This is a genomic window from bacterium (assembly GCA_022616075.1).
Classification (GTDB): domain Bacteria; phylum Acidobacteriota; class HRBIN11; order JAKEFK01; family JAKEFK01; genus JAKEFK01.
On sequence record JAKEFK010000052.1, the window covers coordinates 1 to 14,156 of the forward strand.

At 47.7% G+C, this 14,156-nt stretch carries 12 protein-coding genes and 1 riboswitch; all 12 genes read left to right on the plus strand.

The window, feature by feature from the left end; translation table 11 throughout:
* Nucleotides 1–1,985: magnesium chelatase subunit D family protein (locus L0156_04550; GenBank protein MCI0602262.1), on the plus strand; the 1,985-nt coding region annotated here is incomplete at its 5' end.
* Entirely contained in the window at nt 1,982–2,959 is a 978-nt protein-coding gene (locus L0156_04555; protein ID MCI0602263.1) for an ABC transporter substrate-binding protein, read from the plus strand. The genes L0156_04550 and L0156_04555, both read left to right, overlap by 4 nt.
* Nucleotides 2,956–3,552 (plus strand): hypothetical protein, encoded by a 597-nt coding sequence (locus L0156_04560; GenBank protein MCI0602264.1) that lies wholly within the window; start codon nt 2,956–2,958, stop codon nt 3,550–3,552. Before L0156_04555 ends, L0156_04560 begins: the two co-directional genes overlap by 4 nt.
* Nucleotides 3,552–3,751: riboswitch (cobalamin riboswitch) on the plus strand. It overlaps the preceding gene by 1 nt.
* 23 nt (nt 3,752–3,774) lie before the next feature.
* Complete coding sequence (locus L0156_04565) at nt 3,775–6,198, plus strand: TonB-dependent receptor (protein MCI0602265.1); 2,424 nt, start codon at nt 3,775–3,777, stop codon at nt 6,196–6,198.
* 12 nt (nt 6,199–6,210) lie between these two features.
* Nucleotides 6,211–6,990, plus strand: coding sequence for an ABC transporter ATP-binding protein (locus L0156_04570; GenBank protein ID MCI0602266.1), 780 nt, complete (start codon nt 6,211–6,213; stop codon nt 6,988–6,990).
* A gap of 19 nt (nt 6,991–7,009) precedes the next feature.
* Nucleotides 7,010–7,984 (plus strand): ABC transporter substrate-binding protein, encoded by a 975-nt coding sequence (locus tag L0156_04575; protein MCI0602267.1) that lies wholly within the window; start codon nt 7,010–7,012, stop codon nt 7,982–7,984.
* Nucleotides 7,965–9,077 (plus strand): iron chelate uptake ABC transporter family permease subunit, encoded by a 1,113-nt coding sequence (locus tag L0156_04580; GenBank protein MCI0602268.1) that lies wholly within the window; start codon nt 7,965–7,967, stop codon nt 9,075–9,077. Before L0156_04575 ends, L0156_04580 begins: the two co-directional genes overlap by 20 nt.
* Before the next feature lie 24 nt (nt 9,078–9,101).
* Entirely contained in the window at nt 9,102–9,731 is a 630-nt protein-coding gene (gene cobO / locus L0156_04585) for a cob(I)yrinic acid a,c-diamide adenosyltransferase (protein ID MCI0602269.1), read from the plus strand.
* Nucleotides 9,731–10,177 carry a (2Fe-2S) ferredoxin domain-containing protein gene (locus tag L0156_04590; protein MCI0602270.1) on the plus strand — a complete coding sequence of 149 codons (447 nt, stop codon included), beginning with the start codon at nt 9,731–9,733 and terminating at the stop codon, nt 10,175–10,177. Before cobO ends, L0156_04590 begins: the two co-directional genes overlap by 1 nt.
* A 7-nt stretch (nt 10,178–10,184) precedes the next feature.
* Nucleotides 10,185–11,141 carry an adenosylcobinamide-phosphate synthase CbiB gene (gene cbiB / locus L0156_04595; GenBank protein ID MCI0602271.1) on the plus strand — a complete coding sequence of 319 codons (957 nt, stop codon included), beginning with the start codon at nt 10,185–10,187 and terminating at the stop codon, nt 11,139–11,141.
* Nucleotides 11,138–12,223, plus strand: a complete 1,086-nt coding sequence (locus L0156_04600; GenBank protein ID MCI0602272.1) for a pyridoxal phosphate-dependent class II aminotransferase — start codon at nt 11,138–11,140, stop codon at nt 12,221–12,223. The genes cbiB and L0156_04600 overlap by 4 nt, the downstream gene beginning before the upstream one ends.
* A 172-nt stretch (nt 12,224–12,395) precedes the next feature.
* The gene (locus L0156_04605; protein MCI0602273.1) at nt 12,396–13,118 is read left to right on the plus strand and encodes a hypothetical protein; all 723 of its coding nucleotides are present in this window, start codon (nt 12,396–12,398) and stop codon (nt 13,116–13,118) included.
* Nucleotides 13,119–14,156: the final 1,038 nt, after the last annotated feature.

Sequence of the window (14,156 nt, forward strand, 5' to 3'; positions counted from 1 at the left end):
ACGGGACCGCTCCTCATTTTCCTTTTTCCGCCATTGTCGGTCAGGACCCGATGAAGCGGGCCCTGGTTTTCAACGCAATCGATTCTTCCATCGGTGGAGTTCTGATCAGCGGAACTCGGGGAACTGCAAAATCGACGGCCGCGCGCGCGATTGCTACGCTGCTTCCCAAAATCAAAGTTCTTGCAGGCGATCCGTTCAACACAGCACCTCCAGCGGATCAAACAGAGAACATTGAGCTGATTCCTACTCCATTTGTCAATCTTCCGGTAGGAGCAACCGAAGATCGTGTGCTTGGAACACTGGATGTGGAGCATGTGTTGCACACCGGCGTAAAACATTTCGAACCAGGATTGCTTGCCCAAGCGAATCGCGGTGTTTTGTATGTAGACGAAGTGAATTTGCTTCCCGATCATCTGGTCGATGTTCTGCTGGATGCGGTGGCGATGGGGATCAATTGTGTTGAGCGTGAAGGCGTTTCCATCACGCATGAAGCGCGCGTCATTTTGGTCGGAACGATGAACCCGGAAGAAGGAGAGTTGCGCCCGCAGTTACTGGACCGTTTTGGTTTATCAGTTTCCGTAATCGGTTACTTTGAACCGGATTTACGTAAAGAAGTAATCCGCAGAAGGATTGCGTTTGATTCGGATCCGATTGCTTATTCAAAACAATGGCAGCAAGAAGAAAAGACCCTGTCGAATCGGATTCTTCATGCGATGCAAACGTTGAACCATGTGAATGTGGCAGATGAACATCTTGAAGCCATTGTGGAAGCTTGCAGCGTTGCGCACGCCGACGGTCTTCGCGCAGACATCGTTGCTTATAAGACAGCTAGAGCAATTGCTGCATTTGATGGACGCTCCCAGGTGAATGAAGATGATGTCAAGGAAGCGCTCAGTTTAGCATTGCTGCATCGTCGCCGCAGTGGAGGACAGAATAGAAATTCTTCAGGAAATCCACAAACACCGCCATCGAGCCAAAGCGAGAATGATCCACAGCGAAATCCTAAACAGGCACAGGAACAGGAATCAAAACAGTTACCGGTTACAGTGCAACATTTTCAGCAAGATGAATCAAATAACGAAGAACCGAAGACTCCGCAAATGGTATTTTCCAATGACAAAGAACAACTGTTTTCGATCGGTGATGGTTTCGATGCTTCGAAGATGATTCCCTACCGGTTTTATCAGGATCAAAGAGCTCTTGTTTTTGGAAAAGGAACATTCGGTGCCGCCAGTGGTAGAGGTCAATTTGTGCGAGCGGTTTTGCCTCGAGCCAAAGAAAAGCTCGATCCAGCGATAGAAGCGACGATTCGTGCAGCCGCAATCGAATTGTGTTCGCGAAATCCTGAGGATTCAATCCGTCTTGTGATCCGGCCGGAACATTGGCGCCACAAACAGCGCAAGATCCGTACGCGCAATCTGATTTTGTTTGTGGTGGATGCATCCGGGTCGATGGCCGCGCAGCAGCGGATGCAATCTGCGAAGGGCGCCATTTGTTCTCTATTGGAACAGTCGTATCAAAAACGGAATGTTGTTTCGATGCTTGCGTTTCGCGGAGAAAGAGCCGAGGAGATTTTACCTCCAACCCGAAGTGCCGTTTTCGCGTACCGGCGGCTAGCGCAACTTCCTGCGGGCGGACGCACGCCTCTCGCTGAAGGATTGAAACAAACCCGTAGGGTGATTGAAAGGCAAGCACGAAAAGGAGAACGCGTGCGTCCGTTTCTTGTTTTAGTCACTGATGGACGTGCGACGTTTCCCGAGTCGCAAGCATTCGAGATTGCAATATCGGAAGCAATACAACTTCGAAAGATGGGAATCCTGGCTCTTTGCATCGATATGGAAACGGGCCCGGTCCGCTTTCATCAAACTCGCTCGCTTGCGCAGAATTTGAATGCAACCTACAAACACATTTCCGATCTGCCGCCGAAACACTGGGGGCCAGTGATCGAAGAATGGGTAAAGGCAGGACAAGGACTCTTCGTATGAGAAAAAGGTCGATGCCTTTCCGATGCCTGCAACTTTTGATCATTTCTCTGTTGTGGCTTTCCTCTTGTCAACAAAATCCATATGCAAAAAGGGACAAACAAAGCTCAAGCAATGATGCTTTTCCGTTAACGTTGGAAACAGCTGGTGGTAATACGATCACAATTCCGCACAAACCACAGAGGATTATCTCACTCACCCCGAGTAACGACGAAATTCTGTGCGAACTGGTGGATGAGAAAAGAATTGCAGGCCTTTCAAAATATTCACAATTCAAAGAAGCCAGTTACGCATTCGAAACGGCCAGCAGAATCAATGTATTTGTGGAACGAAACGCCGAACAAATTATTTCCTTGCAGCCCGATCTTGTGATTGCCGCGCGGTACACAAAAATGAATCTACAAGCATTGTTAGGGCAAACAAAAGTTCCGGTCCTGATTACAACAACCTTCGAGAATTTTTCTGACATCGAAGGAAATATCCGTTTTATCGGAAGGAGTGTCGGCGAGGAAGCGCGAGCGGATCAGGTCATTCAGAGAATGCGCAAAAAGTTAAAGGAGACAAGAGGGCGGCTGAATTCCGAAAACCGGGGACTCAGAGTCCTGTATCTAGCTTCCGGCAATTTTACGGCCGGCACAAATACAACAATCCACGAAATACTGAGTGCTGCAGGCTTAAAAAACGCTGCTACTGAAGCCGGAGTCACAGGACACGTCAAAATTGCAGCGGAACAGATCACTCAAATGGATCCTGATTGCATCCTGATCGCCAGCGGTTATGAACGTGACCGTGGATTTCGTAACATGCTTGAAAATGATGCTCAGCTTGCAAGCTTAAAAGCCATCCGGGAAAAACGGATCATTGAGCTTGAGGCACGGAATGTTTTGACCGTTTCACATCATGTTGCTGATGCCGTGGAAAAGTTGGTAGAAGGAGTCAACAAATTAAGTTCGATCAATCAAGGAGAAAAATTATGACTGCCAAATATAGGTTCACTACCGGTGCACAGGAAGTTGTCGAAGAACTCGATGGTACCGTGACCGAGTATTCGTACATAACGCCGGATGAAGAGACGATGCGTTCGATCTCGCGGTTTCTTTTTGAAGAACACTGGCGCGACATCATTGTAGGGCCGTGCATTGAAGGCTCCGTTTTTGAAATCCGCTTTGAACAACTGCCGAAGATGTCATATCTGGATGGCTATCTTACAGTCAATTTAGGTTACTGGCATTTCCATCTGTGTATCGGCACACATAAAGGAACCCCGTCTGAAGAATTGAGAGAGAAGAGACAGGTTTCAATGATGGCTTTGTTTGAATCGAAGAAAAATCGATGCATCGGTGGAAGTACTTACGGATTGCGCATGTGGAATGGTTTCGCTCAGCAAATGATCACCGTATTTCTACCGAATCCGAAATTATCGGATGAGATGAAAGTTTTGAAAGAACCACAATGGGAACGACTCAGCCTGTGGTACGAAATGAAGAACAAATTTTTAGGAGAACCGATGCCAGAATCGTTCGCTCCAATTCAAGCTGCCGTAAATCAAACAGTTGAGGTTACGGCTTAAAACAAACTTGCATTGAAAGCTACGGGAAGCGCGGTGAGATTCCGTCATTGCCCACGCAACTGTAACAGTGACTGACCTCGCAAATTGCCACTGTCCGCCACCGACGGATGGGAAGGCGCGAAGTTGGGAAATCGTTGGCACTCGCTGCCAATGATGAAAGCTGCAAGTCAGGAGACCGGCTTTCAGTGCTCATTACGATCTTTCGATGGGAAAGAGGATAGGATGAAAATCACATTCACAATTCTGTTTTTTGCCGCTCTCTTATCTATGGGAGCGGACAACAATGAGCTATTCGCTCAAACACAAACCTCCATACAAGGCAAAGTTACAAATTCCGAAGGCGAGCCTGTTGAAGGCGCGGCGGTAATATTGTATTCGCGAAGCAATCAGATCCGATCGACAACCGTCACAAACCCTCAGGGCGAATACCGCTTTCAACGGATTCTTGCAGGCGATTACATTATTGAAGTATCTGCGAATGGTTTTGAGACAACATCGCAATCGGCCCACGTAGAGAAAGATTCCAGTGCGAACGCAGATCTGGTTCTGACAGTTCATGGACCGAAAGAGAATATTCAGGTTACTGCGTCCGGAACGCCTCAAACGGTTGATGAGGTTTCCAAAGCAACCTCCACGGTAACAGCGGAAGAAATGGAACAGCGTAACGAATTATCGATCGTCGAATCTTTGCGAACCGTTCCCGGACTGCGGATCCAACAGCTTGGAAGTCCAGGATCATTTGCACGGATTCAAACGCGCGGCCTGCGCGATTCCGATACAGCAATTTTGATTGATGGCTTCCGTTTCCGCGATGCCGCTTCAACTCAAGGGGACGCAACAGCTTTCCTAGAAGAATTGTTCGTTGTGAATACCGACCGGATTGAAATTGTCCGTGGTTCCGGTTCGTCATTATATGGAACGAATGCGATCGGCGGCGTTATCAACATTCTTTCCGATCAAGGCGGCGGTCCGGCACATGGACAAATTCTAGCCGAGGGAGGAGATCTGGGAATTTTCCGCAGCCGCGCGCAGTTTTCCGGCGGTTTGGATGACAATCGTCTTATCTACAGCGGTGGATTTGCTGCCTTGAAGATTGACGGTGGGGTTGATGGTGATATCTCTACGGATAATTACAGCGGACAAGCTTTCGTGCAATACAATTTTTCATCAAACATTTCGCTTTCGGGGCGCCTTTTCGGAAATGATGCCTATTTGCAACAAACAGATAGTCCATTTGCAGCGCCAGGAGTTGTTCTTCCTCCTAGAGGAAGCGAAGTCGATGCAGTTCCACTTCCGCTGGATCAACAAAGAAGATTTGAGGCGGGAGAACCAATTGTTCTTGGTGATGCGAATTTTATTCCGAACCTGCGCGATCCGGATAACCAGCGCGATTCCAGTTTTATTGCTGCGGCATTTTCATTCCATCAACGAGTAAACGATGCGTTCGGTTATCAAGCTTTCTATCAGCGGATCAACACAAACAGAAGATTCAGCGATGGACCGGAAGGTGCGCGTTTCGAACCGTTGTTTCCTAATTCAAGTGATTTTAATGGGCGGCTCGATACTTTCGGATTCAAAGCGGATTTGCAACTAGGCGAGCATAATTTGCTGACCGCCGGGTATGAATTTGAACGCGAAAAGTATATCAACAGCAGCAGGGATGAAAATCCTGATATTCCCGCACGTCTGAATTCAGGCGCAGAAATCAAACAAACCAGCAGCGCATTCTTTCTGCAAGATCAATTCGAAGCTCTTGACAAGCGTTTTCAAGCGTTACTTGCATTCCGGGTTCAATCGTTCAATTTGTCTGATCCTGTTTTCTTCGGTGGATCTTCTATATACGAAGGACAGGATTTTGAATCACCGAAGACTGCTTACACAGGTGATGCTTCCTTTTCGTATTTCTTCCATGACGCAGGAACAAAACTTCGCAGTCATGTAGGGAATGGCTATCGTGCACCCTCCGCCTTTGAACGCCTTGGCACTTCATTTTCTAATGGCGTGTTTTCTCCCTTCGGGGATCCGCGGTTGCAACCGGAGCGCTCCATCGCCGCTGATGTTGGGATCGATCAATTTCTGTCTGAGGACCGGATCCAGTTCAGTGCTACGTATTTTTACACGCGACTTCAAGAAGTGATCGTGTTTGATTCCAGCGGTGCGATCGATCCAACGACAGATCCGTTCGGACGTTCGATTGGATATCGAAATACGGGTGGCGGCCTTGCGCGGGGAGTCGAACTTGCTGCAAATATTAAGCCGTTCAAAAGTTTAGTTCTGGGGACCTCATATACGTTCACAAACGCGGAGGCAAGATTTGCAACAGCGGTTCCCGGATTTTTGCGCACCTTCGTACAACCGCGTCACATCTTTACGCTCTATGCGACGCAGGAAGTCACTAAAAACCTGGATGTGATTTTCGATTTATTTGCATACAGCAGTTACTTCTTCCCGTTTTCAGGACGCGCGTATCGCTTTGATGGACCGGTCAAGGCGGACTTAGGCGCAGTGTACACCTTGTCTTTCCATGACAATTTTAGCTTGCGCGTATACGGAAAAGTCGAAAATATTTTCGACAATCACTATTACGAGAGCGGTTTTCGGATCCCGGGAACAACATTTATTGCAGGCGCAAGCATTCCATTCTAGGCGGGGTGAAATATGACCGCATTGTTAACAGCCAACGATGTTTCATTCTCTTTCGATGATCATCGCGTGCTGGAGGAAGTGTCGTTAACACTTCATGAAGGAGAATTTGTGGGACTTATCGGAGCGAACGGCAGCGGAAAGACTACGCTGCTGCGTTTATTGCTCGGGCTGCTTCCCGCTTCTGGAAACATTCTGCTCTGTAATGAGCCGCTTCTATCGATGAACAGAAAGCAAATAGCAAGGCGAGCGACGATGGTTCAACAAGATACCAGGATCGATTTTGCGTTTACGGCTCGGGAAATCGTTGCCATGGGACGCACTCCCTATTTGGGACGGTTCAGTCCGGAAAGCAAAGCGGACAAAGATGCGATCGCTCGCGCGATGCGCGTGACATCCACCGATATTTTCTCCGACCGATTGATCACGGAACTTTCCGGAGGTGAAAGACAACGCGTTCATATTGCCCGCGCAATCGCGCAAGAAACACAAATCATGCTACTGGATGAGCCGACCGCAAATCTCGATCTCGCTCATCAGCTGGAAGCATTGCATCTGGTCAAAGATTTTACCGCTTCCGGTAAATCAGCATTAGCCGCGATCCATGATCTTTCGCTGGCAGGACGATTTTGCGATCGTATCCTGTTGCTATCGGATAAAAAGATAGCGGTGCAGGGCTCGCCGGCGCAGGTCATTACAGAAAAAAATATCTTTCAGTACTTTTCGGTGCGGGCTCGTGTTTGGAACGACTGGGAAACAAACGGCTTGATCATTTATCCGTTGCACATGAACTAACACTCAGGTTCGAGGACGTATGAGTTTTAAATTCAGAGGCTTTGCAGGATATGCAATTGTGATCGTTGCGTTCGTTTCAATCGCGGTCTGTACGATTGAATTGTTTCAGGCCTGGTCAGCAGGGGACTCTGTAACGGTCATACCTGAACCATCCAGAAGTGCGCCCTTCCCCAGGGTGCTTCGGGATGCGAAGGGTTTTTCGCTGAAGATTCCTGCGCAACCGAAACGGATTGTTTCACAAACTCTGGCAACGGATGAAATTTTACTCACGATTTGTCCAACGGAAAGAATCGTTGCGCTGAGTAGTCTTGCGGAAGATCCCAACTATAGCAATGTCGTTGAAAGGGCGCGTCAAATTCCAGGCAGAACCACTCAGGGGCCGGAACAAATTTTGAAGTTCAATCCTGATCTGATTCTGGTTGCCAGTTACAGCCGCGCAGAAACAATTGAATTGTTACAAGCATCGAAAGCACCTGTGTTTCGATTTGCAAACTTCGATTCCTTCGAAGATATCAAATCAAATATTCGCACCGTCGGATATGCAACTGGATATGATGCAGAAGCGCAAAAACTGGTGAAACAGATGGAAAAAAGGCTCAATGACATTTCTGCTCTGATTCCAAAAAATAAAATTCCCTTGCGTGTCATGTCTTACGATCAGACCGGCTATACCGGAGGCTCTGGTACAACGTTTAACGATATGGTGACAATAGCCGGCGCGGTCAATGTGAGTGCGGAGAAAGGGATTAAAGGTTTCGCAAAAATCAGTTCTGAAAAAATTGCCGAATGGCGTCCGGATTACATAGTCGTTGGCGCAAATAGAAATGATTTCCAAATGAACCGCAAGTTAATGATGGCCGATCCAATGATTCGGGTAATTACAAAGGGAGATCCTGAACGCATCATCTTAATCGATAACCGTCACTATCTTACAGTTTCTCAATTTGTCGTCGATGGAGCCGAAGATTTAGCGTATGAACTTTATTCAAACTGAAACGAGCAGACTGAATATTCGATCGCCAGTAATGGAATCAGCGCTGCCATTATCCCGAAGGGCTACGCTCTACGGAATTATCGTTATTCTACTTTTGTTTGTTGCCGTTCTTGCAGGAATTGCAATTGGAAGTTCACCGGTACCGGTGGAAGTTGTCGCAAGAGTGTTGGGTTTCCATTTGCTGCCGGAAGGGTGGATTGATTTAACGGGGATCAGTTCTGCCGAGCAGGCGATTATCTGGTTGATTCGAACACCGCGCGTAATTGTTGCGGCGCTTGTTGGAATTGCATTGGCGATTGCCGGAACTCAAATGCAGGCGGTGTTTCGGAACGCGCTCGCATCACCGGATATTATCGGCACGAGCTCGGGCGGGGCACTGGGAGCCGTTCTTGCGTTGTCAAGCGGCTTAGCAATGCGATCACTTTATTACCTTCCGGTGATGTCATTCATCGGCGCATTGTGCTCTCTTCTGATCGTGTACACAATTGCCACACGCCGCGGACGCACTCCGGTTGCAACCTTGCTGTTAACTGGAGTGGCACTCAATGCATTGATTGCTGCGATCACATCGTTTGTGATCAGCGTTCAATGGGTTCGCTGGGAAATCGCACAAGAGATTTTGTTCTGGTTGATGGGCGGATTGGACAGCCGTACGTGGCAACATGTCTGGCTCGCTCTCCCTTGCATTGTTCTGGCCGGATCCATCTCGCTTCTTTATTTACGCGAGCTTGATGTATTGCTGTTAGGAGAAGAAGCAGCTCAGGCCGTCGGCACCGATGTCGAAAAAGTGAAACGGATCATTCTGACAACATCCGCTCTCTTAACCGGTGGTGCAGTCGCAGTCAGTGGAATGATTGGGTTCGTTGGATTGATCGTGCCACATACTGCGCGGTTGATCCTGGGTCCAAGACATCGCTATTTACTTCCGGCCAGCGCGCTGACAGGCGCTGTGTTTTTAGTTTTCACCGACATCATAGCCAGAACGATTTACTCGCCGGAAGAAATTCGATTGGGAATTATTACTGGTGTTCTTGGCGCGCCTTTCTTTCTGTATCTTTTGCTGCGACATCGTCATTCAGTGGGAATGACTTGAGTTATTCAAAGGAGGAATCGGCTGATGGATCCTGAAAATAAGGAATCAAATTTGCCTCGAGATAATGAGCGACATGATGAAATTATGCGTCGCAGGAAAGCATCGTACGATGTTCGCAAAGCCTCTGCGACGAAAGAAAAAGGCCTGATCATCGTTCACACCGGACCCGGCAAAGGAAAAACGAGCGCCGCGCTGGGAATGATTTTTCGCGCGCTCGGACATGGCATGAACGTTGGAGTCGTTCAATTCACAAAAGGTGCCATACAAACGGGCGAAGCATTGTTTGCAGCAGAACTTTCAGGGCGCCTTGATTTTTTTACATTGGGCGAAGGTTATACGTGGGAAACACAGAATCGCCAGCGGGATATGGAGGTTGCCAGAAGAGCATGGCAGCAAGCTCAAAAAATGGTCGACGATCCGAAATACCAATTGATCCTTTTGGATGAACTGAACATCATTCTCAAATTCGAATACCTACCGGTGGATGAAGTTCTCGAAACATTAAGAAACAAGCGCGAGGACTTACACGTCATTGTGACCGGTCGGGGTGCGAAAGAGGAATTAATCGAACTGGCCGATCTAGCGACGGAGATGAAAATCATCAAACATCCGTATCCAAAAGGGATCAAAGCTCAGAAGGGAATCGAATACTAATGTCGGAAAGGAAGTTGCCGGAAGGAATTCCGAATCGCTTTGTCGATGTATTGCGAAAAGATCAACAGGTGAAGGAGATCCGTGTATTGGAAGGACAACTTCTGGTTTGTTTGGGATGTTGCTGCGGCAATACGGACCGGGGAATGCCGGAACTCCCGCTCGCAGAATTTAAGCAGCAGTGGAAAGAGCGCGGAATCCGATTGCGCATTCATTTATCGATTAGTGGTTGCCTTGGCCCTTGTTCGTTGGCGAACGTCATTTTGATTCTATTTGGAGGACAATCAATATGGTTGCATTCCATCAATACTCCGCAACATGTAACCGCCGTTTATGATTATCTGGAACGGATGCTTGCAGCGCAAAAATATTTTCCTCCGGACGGCATGCTTGCGGATTGCCATTTCAATCGCTTCATATTTGATACGGCCTCCGCAGGGAAGTGGTAACAATTCTATGCCGCCATTGCTGTTTACTCTAGCCTACACACTGGATTGGCTGATCGGTGATCCTGCCTGGCTTCCACATCCCGTGCGCTGGATGGGCAAAGTGATTGAAGCTGGCGAAAAGGCTCTACGAAAAATTTCTCGCAGTTCTCTTCTGGAGTTTTCCTGCGGCCTGACTCTTACACTTTTTGTAATCGGCTTATTTGCCGGAGGCAGCTGGTTCATTATTTTGCTGATAAAACAATGGAATCAAACGATCGCGATCATCGTTTTGCCGTATCTTGCGGTCATGACATTGGCAAGTCGTTCACTGTTGGATGAAACACTCGCCGTGTCCCGTTTACTTTCCCGTGGAGATTTGATTTCGGCGCGCAAACAGGTTGCGCGTATTGTGGGACGTGACACAGAGAATCTGGATGAACAAGAAATCGCAAGAGCATCCATAGAAACATTGGCGGAAAGTGCGTCGGATGGAATAATCGCTCCAATGTTGTATCTTGCAATCGGTGGCATTCCGGCAGCACTGGCATATAAAGCGATCAATACTCTCGATTCAATGATCGGCCATCGCAATCAGCGATATGAATTTTTCGGAAAATGTGCTGCCCGATTCGATGATTTGACTTGTTTTATCCCATCCCGTTTGACAGGCATGCTGATCATTTTGGCTGCATGGACATTGAGATTGAATTGGCGCGGTGCATTCAAAGTGATGTGGCATGACGGATCAAAACATGCAAGCGTGAATGCTGGGTATCCGGAAGCGGCCATGGCCGGCGCTCTGGGCGTGCGGCTCGGTGGAACAAATTACTACGACGGCGAACCACATCAAGGTCCATTTCTTGGGGTTGACCAAAACCCGCTGGACAATCGTGCGTTACGAAACGGCCTGCGTCTCACCGTTTGCGTTTCAAGCTGGATGTTTGCAATCAGTCTCACGATTTGCATTTTGATTTCGTACTTATGAACTCAAGTTCGAATCCGATTCATGGAGGAAGAGTCTTTGAAGTTGCGCGTCGCTTGAAAATCGACCCCGCGCGAATCATTGATTTCAGCGCAAACATCAATCCGCTTGGACCACCTCAAGGTGTGCTACGGCTTTTTAGCCAGGAACAAACCGCCACTCATCTCAATATTTACCCTGACTCACATGATTTTATATGTGCCGTCGCAAGGAAACACAATATAGCAAGGGATCAAATCGTTGTTGCGAACGGCGTTTCTGCTTTGATTTTTGCAGTATTGCAAACGTTTCGCCCTTCACGAGTTTTGATTCTGGAACCTGCGTTCGCAGAATACTCTCGCGCATGCTGCGCGGTGAAAGCGAATATTACCTCATTGGCTCTTTCAGAACAGTCAGGCTTCATGCCTGAATTTGCAGCATTGATTCAAACGATTGAGCATCGTCAGTTTGATCTGGTTATTTTAAATTCACCACACAATCCATCGGGAATTCTTTATCCACCGCAGCAACTGATGCGGTTGATTGATTCAGCAGAACGCAACAGTGTTTTGGTCGTGCTGGATGAGGCTTTTGTCGATTACGTTCCTGAGGCAAGTCTGGTCTCGTTTGCAGGATCAAAATCGAACTTAATTGTGTTCCGCTCGCTAACAAAGTTTTATGCCATGCCCGCGCTGCGAATTGGATATGCTGTCTGTTCACCAGATTTAGCTGCATCAATGGCAATGCAACTGGACCCTTGGCCGGTCAGCACAATTGCATTGCAAGCAGGCCGTTTGGCACTTCAGGAAATCGAATACGAAGAACAATCACGCATAGCGAATGCTGCCGCCCGCGAAGAATTTGTTACTGCTCTTCGCAGCATCGGATTAACCGTTTTCTCTTCTGTCGCCAACTTTCTTTTGATAAAGCTTCATTCTTCATCCGGTGGCGATTTAGCATTATGGCTGGAAAAGCGTCACACTTTGATCCGAACGCTGAATTCCCTTCACGGACTGGAAGATTCATACGTCCGCCTCGCGGTCCGAATGCGTACTGAAAATCTTCAGCTGGTTTCTAAAATCCAAGCATTCCTGTTAAAAGGATAATGTTCGACCCGGCCAAGATCGCATCTGGAAATGCATCTTAAAAGTTTTAATTGGAAAGGCAAATTCGAAAGTTTAACGGGCAGATTCACCAACAGCCTAGTTCTTGGCCACGACAGGCATATCTGGTATATTGTGTATCCTCCACCGCTGCATATTGTTGACCGGGTCGATCATGAGTGATAATGTCTGTTATCAAGATGAAGAATTCTCAGGATGGTCGGAGTTGACAACAAAAACTCTGGCGCTTTCAAATCTTGCTGATTTCTCCGCTGTATCGGAAGAAGTCGCCCTGCAAAGACCACTTGAAGAAGTTGTCAAGGCTACACTTGAAGGTGCCGCGTCACGGAGCCGTCACACCGCGCGTGCGTATCAAACTGCAATCAGTCTCTTTCTTCAATACCTGGATAAAAGCAAGGGCAAAATACTGCCTCAAGAATATCAAGAAGAGTGGAGGCCCTTTGCTTCCTCGTTCGAGTTGGCACGCGAGCGGCTTTGGCGGTACAAAGGACCTGCGGCAATTCTGCGCCTTGTGGATGGAAGTGTTCTTTCCGGTTTTAAAGCCTCGCGGGAGCGGGTGGGCGATAGCGTTAATACGATCGCGCAAAGGATTCCCGCAGTCAGGAGTTTTCTTGGAATCTCCATTTATCGATTGAAATTAAAACGTGACATTAAACCGGTGGGGCGAAGACTTTCACCAGATGAGGTTAGACAACTCCGTGCGGCAGTCGATTCGACCACTATAAAAGGAAAAAGGGATCTGGCGATTATCGATACAATGCTCTTTCTTGGCCTTCGAAGGGAAGAGTTGTCGGTAATTTCTTTGAGCAATTTCAAACTTGATCATGGTGCCTCCTGGCTCTTGTTGAAAGGAAAAGGAAACAAGAGTCGGCGTTAAAAATTCATCCGGAACTCGCCGCGACGATAACGGATTGGCTAAGGGTTCGTGGCGGAAAACTCGGTGAAGGAAGTGGCTGGCTTTTCATATCTCTCCGCGCGCAAGGAAAAAGTAATCCGATTGATGCAACAGTGGTTGGAAAACTCATTTGCACACTACGGTTTTAAGTCCAGTATCGCTCCGGAAAAAGGGGAAAACATTTTGAGCCCCCACGATTTGCGGAGAACATGCGCACGTAAATGCCTGCGATAACGGAGCGAATTTGCTACTGATCCAGAAAATGCTAGGACATTCAGACGTAAAAACAACTGCAAATTACATCGGCGCCTTTGAAGACGATCACAATACGGCAATCGACTATGTGAAGTACTGACTGATTCTGCAAAGTAATTGTCTGACCAGCCGGACGCCGAAAGACAGAGAGGAGGCCTTCGGATGAAAGGGGATTTCCGGCATTTAGGGAAGCCTATTCCCAGCAGGAACTTCATGAATTCTTTAGCTTAGACGAAGCAGAGCTAACATTCATAAAGCAATTCAAAACGGAATCGAACCGTTTCAATGTCGCTGTTCTGCTGAAAGCACTTCTTTATTTGGGGTATTTCCAGAACACCCGAGCAGTGTTCCGGAAGGAATAAGAACATACGTTTCATTTCAGTTAGGTTTACTATTTGATCACTCTCAAGATTACCCATATGAAGGTGGAACGAAAGACTTCCACATTTCTGCGATAAGAAAATACTCGGGATTTCGCTTTACAACAGATGCAGACCGTGATCGGCTTCAGGAGTGGCTTGAATCTGAGGCAGCATTTGAAGCTCCAACAGAAGAGGGGCTTCTTGAAGCAGCTTACGATAGATTCCGGGATCAACGGATCGAACTTCCTCCGGAGAACCGACAAAGAACGAGACGGCTACCGAAATGCGAGACCATCATGAGTTTACCCGATACGCATTAATGGCGGCCTTTCTCTATTTCCAGCAACTCCATGTGACAGACGACGTTGTAAAAATGTTTCTCGAACTGTTTCATCGCATCTCT